The organism is Qipengyuania aquimaris (assembly GCF_020171965.1).
GTDB classification, from domain to species: Bacteria; Pseudomonadota; Alphaproteobacteria; order Sphingomonadales; family Sphingomonadaceae; genus Qipengyuania; species Qipengyuania aquimaris_A.
On sequence record NZ_JAIUZK010000002.1, the window covers coordinates 365,794 to 382,202 of the forward strand.

At 63.3% G+C, this 16,409-nt stretch carries 16 protein-coding genes; 11 read left to right on the plus strand and 5 right to left on the minus strand.

Annotated features, from left to right (window positions below; all coding sequences use genetic code 11):
* Window positions 1–1,632 carry an AbgT family transporter gene (locus LCM24_RS09400; RefSeq protein ID WP_224803776.1) on the minus strand — a complete coding sequence of 544 codons (1,632 nt, stop codon included), beginning with the start codon at window positions 1,630–1,632 and terminating at the stop codon, window positions 1–3.
* A gap of 103 nt (window positions 1,633–1,735) precedes the next feature.
* On the opposite strand from LCM24_RS09400, the gene LCM24_RS09405 reads away from it, so the two are divergent.
* From LCM24_RS09405 to LCM24_RS09430, 6 genes are all read left to right on the plus strand, one after another.
* Window positions 1,736–2,314: a thymidine kinase gene (locus LCM24_RS09405; RefSeq protein ID WP_224803777.1), complete on the plus strand. Its 579-nt coding sequence runs from the start codon at window positions 1,736–1,738 to the stop codon at window positions 2,312–2,314.
* Window positions 2,315–2,351: 37 nt separating this feature from the next.
* Window positions 2,352–3,041 (plus strand): site-2 protease family protein, encoded by a 690-nt coding sequence (locus tag LCM24_RS09410; protein ID WP_224803778.1) that lies wholly within the window; start codon window positions 2,352–2,354, stop codon window positions 3,039–3,041.
* Window positions 3,041–4,039 (plus strand): tRNA pseudouridine(55) synthase TruB, encoded by a 999-nt coding sequence (gene truB, locus LCM24_RS09415; protein ID WP_224803779.1) that lies wholly within the window; start codon window positions 3,041–3,043, stop codon window positions 4,037–4,039. The genes LCM24_RS09410 and truB overlap by 1 nt, the downstream gene beginning before the upstream one ends.
* 7 nt (window positions 4,040–4,046) lie before the next feature.
* Window positions 4,047–4,316: a 30S ribosomal protein S15 gene (gene rpsO, locus LCM24_RS09420; protein WP_090482753.1), complete on the plus strand. Its 270-nt coding sequence runs from the start codon at window positions 4,047–4,049 to the stop codon at window positions 4,314–4,316.
* A gap of 182 nt (window positions 4,317–4,498) precedes the next feature.
* Window positions 4,499–6,784 (plus strand): polyribonucleotide nucleotidyltransferase, encoded by a 2,286-nt coding sequence (pnp, locus tag LCM24_RS09425; protein WP_224803780.1) that lies wholly within the window; start codon window positions 4,499–4,501, stop codon window positions 6,782–6,784.
* 214 nt (window positions 6,785–6,998) lie between these two features.
* Window positions 6,999–7,679 (plus strand): spermidine synthase, encoded by a 681-nt coding sequence (locus LCM24_RS09430; RefSeq protein ID WP_224803781.1) that lies wholly within the window; start codon window positions 6,999–7,001, stop codon window positions 7,677–7,679.
* Window positions 7,680–7,693: 14 nt separating this feature from the next.
* Here LCM24_RS09430 and LCM24_RS09435 read toward each other — a convergent pair whose 3' ends face one another.
* Both LCM24_RS09435 and LCM24_RS09440 read right to left on the minus strand, forming a co-directional pair.
* The gene (locus tag LCM24_RS09435) at window positions 7,694–8,878 is read right to left on the minus strand and encodes a sensor domain-containing diguanylate cyclase (protein ID WP_224803782.1); all 1,185 of its coding nucleotides are present in this window, start codon (window positions 8,876–8,878) and stop codon (window positions 7,694–7,696) included.
* A 174-nt stretch (window positions 8,879–9,052) separates the two neighbouring features.
* On the minus strand, window positions 9,053–9,730 hold the full coding sequence (locus tag LCM24_RS09440; protein WP_224803783.1) for a GcrA family cell cycle regulator: 678 nt from the start codon (window positions 9,728–9,730) through the stop codon (window positions 9,053–9,055).
* 71 nt (window positions 9,731–9,801) lie between these two features.
* On the opposite strand from LCM24_RS09440, the gene LCM24_RS09445 reads away from it, so the two are divergent.
* Complete coding sequence (locus tag LCM24_RS09445) at window positions 9,802–10,704, plus strand: ABC transporter permease (RefSeq protein WP_224803784.1); 903 nt, start codon at window positions 9,802–9,804, stop codon at window positions 10,702–10,704.
* 47 nt (window positions 10,705–10,751) lie between these two features.
* On the plus strand, window positions 10,752–11,849 hold the full coding sequence (locus LCM24_RS09450) for an FAD-dependent oxidoreductase (RefSeq protein ID WP_224803785.1): 1,098 nt from the start codon (window positions 10,752–10,754) through the stop codon (window positions 11,847–11,849).
* On the opposite strand, the gene LCM24_RS09455 is transcribed toward LCM24_RS09450, so the two are convergent.
* Together LCM24_RS09455 and queF are read right to left on the minus strand one after the other, a co-directional pair.
* Complete coding sequence (locus LCM24_RS09455; RefSeq protein ID WP_224803786.1) at window positions 11,839–12,627, minus strand: DUF1499 domain-containing protein; 789 nt, start codon at window positions 12,625–12,627, stop codon at window positions 11,839–11,841. The two genes, LCM24_RS09450 and LCM24_RS09455, sit on opposite strands and share 11 nt — an antisense overlap.
* A 12-nt stretch (window positions 12,628–12,639) precedes the next feature.
* Window positions 12,640–13,098 carry a preQ(1) synthase gene (gene queF / locus LCM24_RS09460; protein ID WP_090482756.1) on the minus strand — a complete coding sequence of 153 codons (459 nt, stop codon included), beginning with the start codon at window positions 13,096–13,098 and terminating at the stop codon, window positions 12,640–12,642.
* A 104-nt stretch (window positions 13,099–13,202) separates the two neighbouring features.
* Between queF and LCM24_RS09465 the strand changes: the two genes are divergently transcribed.
* From LCM24_RS09465 to metC, 3 genes are read left to right on the plus strand one after another with little or no spacing between them, the layout of a single operon-like run.
* Window positions 13,203–14,327 carry a hypothetical protein gene (locus LCM24_RS09465; protein ID WP_224803788.1) on the plus strand — a complete coding sequence of 375 codons (1,125 nt, stop codon included), beginning with the start codon at window positions 13,203–13,205 and terminating at the stop codon, window positions 14,325–14,327.
* A gap of 37 nt (window positions 14,328–14,364) precedes the next feature.
* Window positions 14,365–15,198: a sulfurtransferase gene (locus tag LCM24_RS09470; protein WP_224803790.1), complete on the plus strand. Its 834-nt coding sequence runs from the start codon at window positions 14,365–14,367 to the stop codon at window positions 15,196–15,198.
* Window positions 15,199–15,200: 2 nt separating this feature from the next.
* The gene (metC, locus tag LCM24_RS09475; RefSeq protein ID WP_224803792.1) at window positions 15,201–16,409 is read left to right on the plus strand and encodes a cystathionine beta-lyase; all 1,209 of its coding nucleotides are present in this window, start codon (window positions 15,201–15,203) and stop codon (window positions 16,407–16,409) included.

Here is a 16,409-nt window from a genome sequence, read left to right on the forward strand (position 1 = left end):
TTACTGCATGATTGCCGGGGCCGCCGCCGAGGGCAGGGTGTAGCCGACCGGTGCATCGGGCCCGAGCGGGATGCCGAGATAGAACCAGCCCACGATCAGCACGACGCCCGAGATCAGCAGCCATACCGAATAGGGCAGCATCATCGCGGTCAGGCTGCCGAGGCCGAAGTCTTTCACCCAGCGCTGGGCGAAAACCAGGATCAGCGGGAAGTAGACCATCAGCGGCGTGATGATGTTCGTCGCACTATCGCCCACGCGGTAGGCCGCGGTCGCGCCTTCGGGGCTGATGCCAAGCAGCATGAGCATCGGCACGAGGATCGGGGCGAGCAGCGCCCATTTCGCACTGGCCGAACCGACGAAGAGGTTCAGCAGGCCCGCGAAGATCACCATGAGGCCGAGGACTAGTGGCAGGGGCAGGCCCGTGCTCTCGATCCCCGCAGCGCCGTGGACGGCGGTAATAAGGCCGAGGTTGGACCAGCCGAACATTGCGACGAAATGCGCGGCAGCGAAGGCGAGGACGAGGTAATAGCCCATGTCCTTCATGCTTTCCGCCATCATGTTCACCAGGTCGCGGTGGTCCTTGATCGTGCCCGCAGCGCGGCCATAGGCCCAGCCGGTCAGCAGGAAGAGCAGGAAGAAGCCTGCTACGAGCGACTGGTAAAGCGGACGCAGTTCCGTGTGGATCGAACAATCGGCTGCCGGAATTCCTTCGCAAGCGGCCTCGTCGACCAGCGGGGTGCCGGGGGCAAAGACCATCAGCACCCACAGGCCAACCACGAACAGCGCTGCAAGACCTGCTGCGCGCAGGCCCTTGCTGGCCTTTTCCTCGTCGACTTCGACGGGCGCATCTTCATCCGCACCCGCAACCGCGCCCTTGGTCCAGGCACCCAGGCGCGGTTCGATGACCTTGTCGGTCACGTACCAGATGATCGGCAGGTAAAGCACGGTCATCGCCACGATGAAGTACCAGTTACCGGCGATGTTGGCTGTCCATGTCGGGTCGAGTGCGCTGGCGCCGACGGCTTCCTCCGTAATACCGAACAGCAGCGCATCGAGCTGACCGGGCGAGACATTGGCGGAGAAACCGCCCGAAACACCGGCGAATGCGGCCGCAATACCGGCAAGAGGATGGCGTCCGGCAGCCGCAAACAGGATACCGGCGAGCGGGATAAGGACCACATAGCCTGCGTCGGCAGCGTGATTGCCGATCATTGCGACCAGAGCCACAACCGGGGTCAGCAGGGCCTTGGGAGCGCTTTTCACCGCCTTGGACATGCCGGCGGCAAAGAAGCCGGAGCGTTCGGCAACGCCTGCGCCGAGCATGACGACAAGGACATAACCAAGCGGGTGGAAGTGCGTGAATGTCTTGGGCATTTCGACCCAGAGCCGCTGGATATTGTCCGGCGACAACAGGCTGACCGCCTCGATGACCAGCGCGCCGCCCGTATTCTCGTCCAGCGCGGTCGGGTGCTGGGCCGAAACGCCGCTAACGGCGGCGATCACCGATATGACGACCAGCGCGATGATGAGGTAGAAGAAGATGAAAACCGGATCAGGCAGTTTGTTGCCCGTTCGCTCTACCCATCCCAGGATGCCTGTCTGCCTATTGGATGCGGTGCTCGCCTCTGCCATCGAAATCCCCGTCGCTTATCTTGTGCGTGTTGTCGGGGCGTCATCCCCAATCCTGTCTGACGGTCTCCTTAACAGCTATGGCTGTGCGCGCTAGGGCTGGCCCATGGCCAAGCTGTATTTCTATTTTGCCAGCATGAACGCAGGGAAGAGCTCGACCTTGCTCCAGACCGCGTTCAATTATGGCGAACGCGGAATGCGGGTATCTTTGTGGACCGCCGCACTCGACGACCGGCCGGGCTTCGGCGCGATTTCCAGCCGGATCGGCCTGGCGAGCGATGCCAACCGCTTCGAGCAGCAGACCGACATCGCGGCGCACGTCCTGGCCGAACATGCCGAAACGCCGCTTGCCTGTGTGCTGGTGGACGAGGCGCAATTCCTCACCCCCGACCAGGTCTGGCAATTGGCGAAACTGGCCGACGAGGCGGGCATTCCCGTTCTTTGCTACGGCCTGCGCACGGATTTCCAGGGAGAATTGTTTCCCGGCTCCGCTACCCTGCTCGGCATTGCGGACAAGCTCGTCGAGATGAAGGCGGTTTGCGATTGCGGGCGCAAGGCGACGATGAACCTGCGGGTAGATGAAAACGGCAAGGCGGTGAGCGAGGGCGCGCAGACCGAAATCGGTGGCAACGACCGCTACGTTGCCATGTGCCGCAAGCATTTTTCGCAGGCGCTGGGGCAATAGGGGTGCGCAGGCGCGCTCTGCACCCTATCTTGGTTCGATGACGGAAACACTCATTCTCGCGGCGATCCTGATCCCGTGCCTGATAATCGCCATCGTGTTTCATGAGGTCGCCCATGGCTGGGCGGCGCTGGCACTGGGCGATCCCACGGCCAAGGAGAAGCGCAGGCTATCCTTCAACCCGGTTCGCCATGTCGATCCGGTCGGCACATTGCTCGTTCCCGGTGCGCTGGCGCTGTTCGGCGGGCCCGTTTTCGGTTGGGCCAAGCCTGTACCGGTGAACCCCCGCCGCCTCGACAATCCGCGCTACGGCATGATGGCTGTGGCAGCAGCCGGGCCCGGGATGAACATTGCCCTCGCTTTCCTAGCCGCGATCGTCGTCGGGATTGCTGCGGCTTTCGCGACCAATTGGGGATCGTCATTGCCGGAATGGGCGCTGACCGCCTTCACCTATTTCATTCTCATCAACACCTTCCTTGCCCTGTTCAACCTCCTACCCATTCCGCCTTTCGACGGCTCGCACATCCTTGGCGGCCTTTTGCCGCGTAACTGGGCGAGGCACTGGCAGAAGCTCCAGGCGCTGGGGATGACCCTGATCTTCGTGATCATCGCAGCTGCCTGGATATTCCCTGATGCGCGGTGGATCGAGAGGACAATCTGGCCACCGGTCATGTGGATCATGGAATTCTTCGTGGGCATCGCACAGTCGGTCGAACTGGCGCTGTCCTGATGAGCGCTGCAAAACCCGCACCGAACGGCTGGATCGTGCTCGACAAGCCGCGCGGGCTTGGTTCGACGCAGGCCGTGGGCATGGTCAAGCGCGTGCTGCGTCAGGGCGGCCATGCCAAGCCGAAGGTCGGCCACGGCGGCACGCTCGATCCGCTGGCTGAAGGCGTGCTGCCGATCGCGCTCGGCGAGGCGACCAAGCTGGCTGGACGAATGCTCGATGCCAGCAAGATCTACGATTTCACCATCCAGTTCGGCGAGGAGACCGACACGCTCGACACCGAAGGCGAGGTGATCCAGCGCAGCGACCGCCGACCGCCCATGGCCGCAATCGCTGCGGTGCTTGAGCACTTCACCGGAGAGATCGAACAGATTCCGCCGAAATATTCCGCCCTCAAGATCGACGGCAAGCGCGCCTACGACCTCGCCCGAGCCGGGGAGGAAGTGGACATGAAGACGCGCCGCGTCACGATTCACAGCCTGACGATGGCCGGAGAGCGCGAGGATCCGGAACTGAAGTCCGCTTTCCAGACCAGCGCAGGGCGTCCCGACCCATACGATGTGGCGGCCCCGCTCGAACTGGCTGATGCCGTGACGCTGACAGCGCATGTGTCCAAAGGGACATATATCCGCTCTCTTGCACGGGACATCGCGCGTGCGCTTGGAACTGTCGGTCACGTTACCTATCTCAGGCGCGTCAAGGCCGGTCCCTTCCATGAAAATCAGGCGATTTCGCTGGACAAGCTGGAGGAAATCGCTAAGGGCGCGCCTCTTGAACACCTACTCCTGCCGCTAGAGGCGGGGCTGGACGACATCCCGGCTCTATCCCTCGATCCCGACAGCGCGCAGGCGGTCCGCCAGGGCCGGGTATTGTCGGACCTGCCCCACACCGACGGGCTCTATTTCGCGAAGCTGGAGGATACTCCCGTTGCGCTGGTGGAACTTATCGGAGGGACGGCCAAGGTCGTCCGGGGCTTCAACCTACCGGATGTCGCGGAGTAGAATGAATATGACGATTACCGCCGAGAAGAAGCAAGAGATCATCAAGGACAACGCGCAGGCAGACGGCGACACCGGCTCGCCCGAAGTACAGGTCGCGATCCTGACCGAACGTATCCGCAACCTGACGGATCACTTCAAGGCCAACCACAAGGACAACCACTCGCGTCGCGGCCTTCTGATGATGGTCAACAAGCGCCGTAACCTCCTCGCCTACCTCAAGAAGAAGGATGTGGAGCGTTACAACGCCCTGATCGCGAAGCTGGGTCTTCGTAAGTAAGAGTTTCGAGGAGGGCGGCTCGGCAAGGGTCGCCCTTCTTCGCATTTGGCCTCCTGCGCAATCCGGCACAGGAGCTTCAATGAGGCAGTATATGACGCCTCGCACCGGACCGGGACGGTATACCCGGCACAAGTAGGCCCCGCTCCGCAATATGGCGGCCCGCGGGTTCATAAGGAAAATACATGTTCGACAAGAAAACCGTATCGATTGAATGGGGCGGAAAAACCCTCACTCTCGAAACCGGTCAGATCGCCCGTCAGGCTGACGGCGCCGTTCTGGCCACCTATGGCGAAACCGTGGTGCTGTGCGCCGTGACCGCCGCCAAGAGTGTACGCGAAGGGCAGGACTTCTTCCCGCTGACCGTCCACTACCAGGAAAAATTCTCCGCCGCGGGCCGTATCCCGGGTGGCTTCTTCAAGCGCGAAGGCCGCGCCACGGAGAAGGAAACGCTGACTTCCCGCCTGATCGACCGCCCCGTGCGTCCGCTCTTCCCGGAAGGCTTCTACAACGAAATCAACGTCATCGCCCAGGTCCTGTCCTATGACGGCGAGACCGAACCCGATATCGTTGCGATGATCGCCGCTTCGGCTGCACTGACCATCTCGGGCGTACCCTTCATGGGCCCGATCGGCGCTGCACGCGTCGGTTTCTCGAACGATGGCGAATACATCCTCAACCCGAGCCTGGGCGATGCGCTTGGCGAAGACGGTCGTCTCGACCTCGTCGTCGCTGCGACGCAGGACGCGGTGATGATGGTCGAATCCGAAGCCAAGGAACTGACCGAAGAGGAAATGCTCGGCGCCGTCATGTTCGCGCATGAGGAAAGCCGCAAGGTCATCGGTGCGATCATCGATCTGGCCGAACAGGCCGCCAAGGATCCGTGGGAAATCGACACCTCGGACGATACCTCGGCGATCAAGGAAAAGCTGCGCGGCATCGTCGGCGACGACATCGCTGCTGCGTACAAGCTGACCAACAAGTCGGAGCGTTCGGATGCGCTCAACGCCGCCCGCGAAAAGGCCAAAGAAGCCTTCGCCGACGAAGAACCGCAGACGCAGATGGTCGCCAACAAGGCGGTCAAGAAGCTGGAATCGGAAATCGTTCGCGGCGCCATCCTCAAGGACGGCCAGCGCATCGACGGCCGCAAGCTGAACGAAGTTCGCCCGATCGAGGCGATGGTCGGCCTGCTGCCCCGTACCCACGGTTCGGCCCTGTTCACGCGCGGTGAAACGCAGGCGATCTGCACCACCACGCTTGGCACCAAGGATGCCGAGCAGATGATCGACGGCCTCGAAGGCCTGTCGTACAACCACTTCATGCTGCACTATAACTTCCCGCCCTATTCGGTCGGTGAAGTGGGTCGCTTCGGCTTCACCAGCCGCCGCGAAACCGGTCACGGCAAGCTCGCGTGGCGCGCGCTGCACCCGGTCCTGCCCGATCATGAAGACTTCCCGTACACCATCCGCATCCTGTCGGACATCACCGAATCCAACGGCTCGTCCTCGATGGCGACCGTGTGCGGCGGCTGTCTGTCGATGATGGACGCCGGTGTGCCGATCGAACGCCCGGTTTCGGGTATCGCGATGGGCCTCATCCTCGAAGGCGACGACTTCGCCGTCCTGTCGGACATCCTGGGTGACGAAGATCACCTCGGCGACATGGACTTCAAGGTTGCCGGTTCGGAGAAGGGCATCACCTCGCTCCAGATGGACATCAAGGTCGCCGGCATCACGCAGGAGATCATGAAGACCGCACTGGCGCAGGCCAGCGAAGGTCGCGCGCACATCCTGGGCGAAATGCAGAAGGCCCTGGGTTCGGCTCGTGGTGAAGTGTCCAAGCACGCTCCGCGTATCGAAACGATGCAGATCGACAAGTCGAAGATCCGCGACGTTATCGGCACGGGCGGCAAGGTCATTCGCGAAATCGTCGCAGAGACCGGTGCCAAGGTCGACATCGACGATGAAGGCGTGATCAAGATCAGCTCCTCCAACGCCGACGAGATCGAAGCCGCGAAGAAGTGGATCGAAGGCATCGTCGAAGAGGCGGAAGTCGGCAAGATCTACACCGGCAAGGTCGTTAACATCGTCGACTTCGGCGCATTCGTGAACTTCATGGGCGGCAAGGACGGTCTCGTCCACGTCAGCGAAATGAAGAACGAGCGCGTTGAAAAGCCGACCGACGTCGTGTCGGAAGGCCAGGAGGTCAAGGTCAAGGTCCTCGAGATCGACAACCGCGGCAAGGTTCGCCTGTCGATGCGGGTCGTCGACCAGGAAACCGGTGAAGAGCTGGAAGACACCCGCCCGCCGCGCGAACCGCGCGGTGACCGTGGCCCGCGTGGCGGCGGTGGTGGTCGTGGCGGCGATCGTCGTGGCGGCCGTGGTGGCCCCCGTCGCGATCGCGGCGACCGGGACGGCGGAAACAAGGACGGTGGCGGCGAAGCCCACGTCCCTGACTTCCTCAAGGACTGATCCGGCACCAGCCGATTGAAGAGGGGCCGCGGGGAAACCTGCGGCCCTTTTTTCGTGTGCTGGCGGGATTTGCTATCGTCAGGTCAGGATGGCGCCGCAGCACAACGCGCGAGTCGCCCCTCTTAAAACCACAGGTCGCATCGAAGTCACCGGCTAGCTATCGCAGGCGAGGCTTAGCCGCTATCGGGGCGGTCAACACCTGCTGGAGATCCCGATGCTGCCGCGCGAAACCGTCGCCACTGCCGAAGTGCCCAATGGAGAAACGCTGACCCTGATAAGTCATGGTCGCGACTTCATCATCATGGTCGGGCGCGACGAACTGATGGGCACGCGCATGCAGTTCAGCGAAGAACAGCTGGCAGAGCTGACCCTTGCCGAGCTTGATCGTGCCAATCCACGCGTGCTGATCGGTGGCTATGGCATGGGCTTCACCTTCCGCAAGGCGCTGGAGAAGGCGAGCGAGGGTGCCGAGATCGTCGTGGCGGAAGTCGTCCCGGAAATCCTCGAATGGGCGCAGGGTCCGCTCGCGGAATTGACGGGAGACACGCTGTCCGACCCGCGCGGGGACGTGGTCCTGTGCGATGTCGCCGCGCTGATAGACGATGCGAATGACGGGACCTGCGACAAGTGGGATGCGATCCTGCTGGATGTCGATAACGGGCCCGACGGCATCGTGCGCGATGGCAACCAACGGCTTTATTCTACGACGGGGCTTGGCAAGGCTCGAGACGCCTTGCGGTCCGGGGGCATTCTCGCGGTCTGGTCGGCGGCGCCCGATTACAAGTTCACCCGCAGGCTCAAGGAGGCGGGCTTCGAAGTGGAGGAGCGCCGTGTGAGGGCTCGCCCGAATAACAAGGGCCCGCATCACACGATCTGGTTCGCCCGCAAGCGCTAGGCGGGGTCAACGCATCAAGCGACCTGCGAAAGAGGGGCGCTTTCCGGCTGGAATTCTGCGATCGAAACGCTCCGGTCGCGGCCTGCTTCCTTGGCGGCGTAAAGGGCCTTGTCGGCGCGGTTCATGGCCACCGAAAGCGCATCGGTCCGCGAAAGGGCGGTAAGACCGGCACTGGCGGTGACCGGCAGTTTCATGTCCGGAACGGCCGCCCTGACGGCCTGCGTAATGCGCTGGCGCGCTTTCTCGGCCGTGTTTTCCCAATCGTCGGAATAGATGAGGATGATGAATTCCTCACCGCCAAGGCGCGCCGCGAAGACATCGTCGGACCGTATCGCCTGTGCTGCTGCCACAAGTACGCGATCGCCGACCTCGTGACCGAAGGTGTCATTGACGCGCTTGAAGTGATCGCAATCGATGATCGCCAGCCCCGCGGGGTGGCGCGCGGTATCGAAAGCGAAATGCTGTTCGAGACCACGGCGATTGGCGATATTCGTCAGGGGATCGATCAGCATCATCTGTTCGGCTGCCTCGATGTTGGCCAGCGCACGGTCGCGTTCGAGCTTCACCCGGCCGAAGCCGTTCATGATCCCCAGGAAGGTGATGATCAGGTCGAAGGACAGCGCGCCCAGCACCAGGCGCGGCCATTGCGGGATGGTTGCGCGGGCAAAGAATTCATAAGCAAAGGCGCACACACCCAGCAGGACGAGCGGTCCCCATACGATCGCCTGGATTTTTGCAACGCGGCTGTTCCGGCGGATAGCCGCAAACAGGCTATTGCCGAGCAGGAAGGTCGCGGCAAGTAGGGCGAAATCGTGCAACTGGTGGAAAATGGGCCAGCTTCCGCCCAGCAGGGTCGCTCCTGCGGCGAAGATGCCGAGTGGCAGGATGTACCAAAGATGCCGGCGATGGTGCGCCAGATCGATATGCTGTTCCACGTAGGTGGCAAAGAACGGTCCGGTGCATGCGACGCCTAGCGCAAGCGCGACTTCGCCAAGCGCCAGGTTATCCAGTCCCGCAAACAGGCTCTCGCCGGGGCCGAAAGACAGCAGCGCAATGGTCATCGCTGCGAAACAGGCGATGCGGAGCGAACACCACAAGAGATAGCTGCGGCGGACAAAGGGATAGAGGGCCAGCGAGGTTACGCTGACCACTATCGCTATTCCCATAAAGGCGCCGAATGACGCGCTTGCCCAATCCATGACGATCCTTGTCCTCGAACGTGTCCGTTAACATAGGACACACTCCCCTTTTCGCAGGAAGAGGTGACAGGGTGGTCAATCGATATGGTTTAAGCCGAGGAAAGATTTCGCGAAAAATGGCGGATATCTACCATTCTTCGCGAAATTCAGCTCTTTAGACTTTGGCCAACCCGCTTAGCGGACGCGCGGGCCCCCAAAGGGAAGGGGCGGAGGGGGACGGCGTGCACCACGGGGCAGCTGTGCCTGGTAGGCCCGTCCGCAATGCTCGACGCAATAGGGGAAGCCGGGGTTCACCGCTTCGCCGCAGAAGTGGAAATCGGGTTCGCCCGGGTGGCCCATGGGCCAGCGGCAGACCTTGTCGGACAGGTCCAGCAGGCTGGTCTTGTCCGCGATCGACGGATCGGGTTTTGCCGGAACCAGTCGGCGCGGTGGCGCGGGCGGGATCGGCGGCTGCTGGTCGCCGGGGCCCTGGCGCAGGAAGCCGCCCGGTCCGACCGACACGATCTTGGGCAGGTCGGGCGTCTTGTTGGGCAGCGGCTGCGAAGGCGTTGTGTCCGAACGTGCGGCAGTTGCAGCAGGCTTGGGCGCCGGTGCAGGCGCTGCAGGCTTGGCCGGTTTTGCAGCCGCCCGTGGTGCAGCCTTCTTCGGCGCAGGCTTGGGAGCCGGCTTGGCAGCTTTTTTCTTCTCGCCGCTTTTCACGGGCGAGGGCCGGGATTTGAGGCCGAGGCGGTGCGCCTTGCCGATTACCGCGTTGCGGCTGACGCCGCCGAGTTCCTCTGCGATCTGGCTGGCGGTGGAGCCGCCTTCCCACATCTTCTTCAGCGTCGCGATCCGTTCGTCGGTCCAGCTCATACCTAATCCGTATTCCTTACATGGCCCGACGTAGCTTGCCAGCCGGGATGCTTGGCCCTAGGCGCACGCCCATGGCCGATCAAGTCCAACCCGCCACTCCCGCCGTGCCGCAAGGCGATGCTTCGTTCACCGAGAATAATGCCGGGAGGAAGGGTCGTTTTCCCGCTCGCGGAGAACCGGTGATTACCGGGATCAACCGCATCGGGTTATGGAGTCTCTATATTAAGGAGGTTCGGCGTTTTCTCAAGGTCCAGACGCAGACGATCTGGGCTCCGGGCGTATCGACCTTCCTCTTTCTGGTCATTTTCACCGTCGCGATGGGCCGCGAGGGGCGTGAAGTGCTGGGCGTGAACTTCGCCACCTTCGTTGCGCCGGGTCTCATCGTCATGGGCATGATGCAGAATGCCTTCGCCAATTCCAGCTTTTCGCTCCTGTCGGGCAAGATCCAGGGCACGATCATCGACCTCCTCATGCCGCCCCTGTCGGAAGGCGAACTGATGGGCGGTATCGTCGCTGCAGCGGTAACCCGAGCGATCTTCGTCGGCGGTGCGGTCGCGCTGGCCATGGCATTCTATCCCGGTGTCGATTTGTCGCTTGCGCATCCTTGGGCGGTGGTCTGGTTCGGCCTCATGGGCGCCGTCATGCTGGCGCTGCTCGGACTGCTCGCATCGATCTGGGCGGAAAAGTTCGACCACAACGCTGCCGTCAGCAATTTCGTGATCGCACCGCTCAGCCTGCTGTCGGGCACCTTCTACCTGATCGACAACCTCGCGCCCGTGTTCCAGACGATCAGCCGTCTCAACCCGTTCTTCTACGTGATCAGCGGTTTTCGCTTCGGCTTCCTAGGCAAGAGCGACATCGGCGATACCAACGAAGCCGTCGTGAACGGCGCGATCGGCCTTGGCATATTCAACCTGCTGCTCGCCTTTGCGGTCTATCTGGTACTCAAGTCGGGCTGGAAAATCCGCAACTGAACGATGCCGCAGTTCCGCTGGCGGGCGATTGGCGGTAGACCGCCGGAATGAGCGGCAAGACCCTTTTGCTGATTGGCGCCGGACACGCGCACCTCGGCGTCATCGACGATATCCGCAAGAACGGTTTGCCCTGTGAGAGGGTTGTCATCGTCGAGCCGCGCAAGGCGATGCACTATTCCGGCATGATTCCCGGCTGGCTGGCGGGGGAGTACCGCGCAAGCGAAGCGATGATTCCTCTGCACCCGCTGGTCGAAGAGGCCGGGATCGATTGGATCCGGGCCTCGGCCAGGGGGATCGACGCTTCCGGGCGGACGGTCCTGCTGGACGATGGCACACAGATCGCCTTCGACATCTGTTCAATCGCTGTGGGTGGAGCTGGCCGTGCGAGGCGCGTCCTTGGAGATGATCCGCGCCTCCTCGATATTCGTCCCATCGATCGGTTCGTCGACCGATGGCGCGACCTGCGTGATGGCGCTGCAACGCCGCGCCGTATTGCTGTCGTGGGAGGCGGGGCAGGCGGGCTGGAGCTTGCTTTCGGCTTCGCCAATGCGCCCATGCCGAAGAAGACGCACGTTACCCTGATTTCCGGAAAGGGCGGACTGTTACCCGATCACGCGCCCTCAGTACGGCGCAGGGCGCGGGCAGAACTGGCCGCGCAGGCCATCAGGCTGATCGAGGCCGACGCCTCCTTCGAGGACGAAGGCCTGTGTGTTGCCGGGCATGAGTTGAAACCGCCGGAACTTGTCGTCGCCGCGATCGGCAGCGGAGCGCCGGACTGGCCGCGAGAAAGCGGGCTGGCTGTCGACGAGGACGGCTTCATCGAGGTCGACCGTTACCAGCGCTCCTGCAGCCACCCTACTATCTTCGCGGCCGGAGACGTCGCGCGCCGCACCGACCGGGGACTGCCGCATTCAGGCGTCCATGCAGTTTACGCGGGACCGGTGCTTGCGGACAATCTGCGCCGCGCCTTGAATGGGCAGGCACCGACGAACACCTATCGCGGCAGGGGAATGGATTTCTACCTGTTCAATACGGGTCGCGGAGAGGCCATCGTAAGCTACGGACGAATTGCGCTGAAGGGTCGCTGGTTGCGCAAGCTCAAGGACTGGCTGGACCGGCGCTGGATCGACCGGTTCACTCACTGAGGCGGTTTTCGATCGCTTCCGACAATTCGCGCAGGCGCGCCGCGTTGTAGCCAAGGTCCGACAGGCCGACGCGGCTGACCGAGCGCAGGTCGATCTCGCCATCGCGCACGCGGGCGACCACATCGTCCTTGAACCCGAACAGGAAGGTTTCCGCCACGCCTTCGACCCGTCCGCCGTCGACATCGCTGGTCACATCGGAAAGCCCGATATCTTCCATGGCGAGCGAGACTGCGACCATCGCATCGCTTGCATCGCCCGAATAGGGAATCGTGGCGAGGTCGGGGTAGCTTTCGGCGATGATCTGTGCGTGCGATTGGGAGGCAAGCGGGCTGTCCATATCGCTCCAGGCGTCCAATTCGCCGAGCGGTGTGGCATAATCGTTGAGCGGATTGGCCGATACCTGGGCCCGTTTTTCGCGGGTCCATTCGGTGAACTGTGGCGGATCGCTGACGTCGGTGGCGACGTCGTGGATCGGCGGAACGCTTTCGGCGGTGGTTGCGACCGAAGCGAGGCCACCCATCAAGGCGGCGGGAATGGCAAGCGCGAGGGCAGCCTTCCACCATTGGCCGCGCGGGCCTTTCCAGAGAATCGCAACAAGTGCGATGACGGCCACCAGCGCCGTGATGCCGATCAGGATCGGTCCCCACTCCCGCACCATCGTGCCCAATGCAAAGCGCCAGTCGATCAGCCCAAACTTCGGTCCGAAGACGGCAGCGGCAAACCACAGGACCAGCCCTACGGCCAGCCAGAGGGCGGTTTTCGGCAGCTTCGCAATCATCGCAATTTCTCCCTATCCGCGGCCACGATAGGACGAGACGCCCTGATCTGGAAGCCAAAGGTCGGCAGGCGGGGCACCGCTCTGCCAGAAGACGTCGATCGGGATGCCGCCGCGCGGATACCAATATCCGCCGATGCGAAGCCAACGCGGCTTCATTTCATCGAACAGTCGCTGGCCGATGCCGACCGTCACATCCTCGTGAAAGCCGTTGTGATTGCGGAAGGAACCGAGGAAAAGCTTCAGGCTCTTCGATTCCACGATCGTTTCGCCCGGCGCATAGTCGATCACGAGATGCGCGAAGTCGGGCTGGCCGGTTACCGGGCACAGCGAGGTGAATTCCGGCGCTGCGAACCGGACCAGGTAAAGCTGGCCCGCACGCGGGTTGGGCACGTAATCGAGTTCTGCCTCTTCGGGAGAAGTGGGCAGGGGGCTGTTCTCGCCAAGGAACTTGGGTGTCGGTGTGTCGCTCATGCCGCGCATCTGCCGCGAATGTCGTCCCGGCGCAAGGAGGGGGCTTGGATGCGCATCCTTCACCGCCTATTCAGCGCGCCTCCCCGACCAGACCGGCCGTTACCATGAATATGCGTTCTACCCCTCTTCTTGCTGCCCTCCTGCTTGCCCTGCCTGCTTCTGCAGCGGCGCAGCGCGTACAGGATTTCCAGCTCCCGCCGTCGAACCCGACCCCGACGCCCACGCCGCAGGTGCAGGGCCCGGTGGATGACGAAGCGCCTGTCACGACCCGTCCGCGGGTGATCGAAACCGCGCGGCCCACGCCCGCGCCGACCCAGCAACCAACCCCGGCGCCTCAGGGCGCGTCGACGCCCACTCCGACGATTGCTGCAGAGCCCGTCCTGGAAACCGCGCCGCGCCGCGTTCCTCAGCAGACCCCGGCTGTGGGACCGGCGCGCCCGGCAAGTCCGGCAGCAGATGCCCCGCAGGATACTGTTCCGGAACCGGCTTCGCCTGCAACGGACACCGCGATCGATCCTCCCGGCTCGATATCTCCGCCCGCACTCGAACCGATCGCGCCAGACGAGCCGGTCGAGGATGTGGCCGCGCAGGACACGGAGAGGTTTCCCTGGCCGATCATCCTTGCAGCGCTGGCGGGACTGATTGCCATGGGCCTCGCGTTCTTTGCCTGGCAGCGCAAGCGCGCGAGCGCGCCGCCCCCAAGGATCGAGCGACCCGTCGTGGCGCCCAAGCAGGCGCCCGCTGCCGCACCGGTCGCCAAGCCCGTGCAGCTCAAGGTCGAAGCGATAAAGCTGACGCTTTCCTTTGCGAATGCAACGCTCGACTACCGGGTCAGCGTGCTGAACCGTGCGACCTCGGCCATGTCCGGCGTGTCGGTCTTGGGCGACCTCGTCTCCGCGCATGGAAACCTGCCGGTTGAACAGCAGGTTGCATCGCCCGGACAGGAACTGCCCCAGCAGCACGTCTTCGACCGGATCGCGCCCGGCCAAAGCGTGCGGTACGAAGGCAAGATCCAGCTCCCGCTCGCGAATGTCCATGCGGTGCGGCAGGGGCAGATGGCGCTGCTGATCCCGCTCCTGCGGCTGAAAGTAAGCAATGCGAAGGGCGAGCCCACGGTCCGGACCTTTGTCATCGGGCAGGGCGAGGCGAATGGCGGGCGTGTCGCCCCGTTCCGGCTCGACGAAGGGCCGCGCAGCTGGAGCCCGATTGCGGCCCGCGCCCTCGACTGACGTCGACAGCCTTGCGCCTGCGCGCTAGCACGGGGTGATGGACAAGCTTGTTTCGACAGAATGGCTCGCCGCGCGCATCGGTGCCGATGACGTAATAATCCTCGATGCGACCATGCACCTGCCGGATAGCTGCCGGGATGCACTGGCGGAGTTCGGGCAGCGGCATATTCCCGGTGCGCGGTATCTCGACCTCGCCACGCTTACCGATCCCGCTTCCAGTGTCCCGAAGGCCGTGCCCACCGCAGAGCAGTTCGCCGACCGGATGCGCGAGCTTGGTGTCGCACACGGTGCGCGCATCGTCCTTTATGACGACAGCGATATCCGCAGCGCGGCCCGGGCCTGGTTCCTCTTCGACCACGCGGGCGAGCCCAATGTGGCCGTGCTCGACGGCGGGCTGGCCAAGTGGATCGCCGAGGGTCGAGAGGTAGAAGAGGGCAATCCCGCCCATGCCCCGCGCGATTATCCGGAGCAGCATATGCGGCGCGATGTGCGCGGCAAGCAGGATATTCTCGACGCTATCGAGAATGGCGAGGCCCAGCTTGTCGATGCCCGCGATGCGGCGCGATTTGCGGGTGAAGAGGGCAGCGGTTCGGAGGGACATATTCCGGGTGCGGTCAATGTCCATTTTTCGCGGCTGCTGAACGAGGACGGCACTTACCGCAGCGCCGATGAGATAGGCGGCATCTTCGAAAGCGCAGGCGTCGACCTCGACAAGCCGGTCATCACGAGCTGCAATAGCGGCATGACTGCTTGCGTCCTGCTGTTCGCACTGGAAGTTGCGGGCAAGGACAATGTCGCGCTGTACGATGGCAGCTGGATGGAGTGGGGCGCCGATCCCGATACGCCCAAGGCCAAGGGCTCGGCTGGCTGACCATGGCGGGCTCCAAGGGAAAGCAGGGCAAGGGCACACGCCTGGTGACGACGGGGCGGACGGGCGATTTCGCCCAGCATGTGGTCAATCCGCCGGTCTGGCGGGCCAGCACGCATCTCTACCCCGATTGCGCCGCGCTGCGCGAAGGGCCGAAGGCGAATGAGGACGGGCGCTTCTTCTACGGCAGGCGCGGCGCGCCGACGCAATGGGCACTGTCGGACGCGCTGACCGAGCTTGAGCCGGGCGCCCATGGCACGGTCCTCTACCCCAGCGGCGTTGCGGCCATCGTCGGGGCGCTGATGGCGGTGCTGAAGGCAGGCGATGTCCTGCTCGTTACCGACAACGCCTATGACCCGACCCGCAATACCGCCATGGGCCTGCTCAAGCGTTTCGGTGTCGAGCACCGGTTCTTCGACCCGCTCGATCTTGATGGTTTTACAGAAAAGTTCTGCGACCGGACCAAGGCGGTCATGCTGGAAAACCCCGGCAGCCTGACAATGGAGCTATGCGATATTCCCGCGCTCGCCGCGATTGCGAGGGATCAGGGTGCGGTCAGCCTGATGGACAACACCTGGGCGACATCGCTCGGTTTCCCGGCGCTGGAGAGCGGCTGCGACATAGCGATCATGGCGCTGACAAAGCACGTCGGCGGCCATTCAGATTTGATGATGGGTTCGGCCAGCGCGGGCGAGCGCTGGTATCGCCGCCTGCGCATGACGGCCCAGCAGCTCGGCCACGTCGTATCGCCCGACGATGCCGCCCTCGCACTGAGGGGGCTGAGGACAATGGGTGTGCGGCTGGAACGCGAAACCGCGACTGCCCTCAAGATTGCAAAATGGCTCGAAGCGCGCGGCGACGTGGCGCAGGTGCTGTGCCCCGTCCTGCCCGGATCGCCGGGTCATGACCTATACGAACGCGATTTCACCGGCGGCTGCGGCCTGTTCAGCTTCGTCCTCAAGGACCGCGACGATGCGGCAAGGGTCCGCCTGATCGATGCGCTGGAGCTGTTCGGCATCGGCTACAGTTGGGGCGGCTTCGAAAGTCTTGCCCTGCCGTTCGACGTGCCGAGCGTGCGCAGCGTGATGGATTGGCCCAAGGAAGATTGGGGGATTGGCGATAGCTGCGGAATTCGCCTATCGATCGGTCTCGAAGATGCAGACGACCTGATCGCCGATCTCGATCAGGCCTTCGTGGCAATGGATAAAGGATAG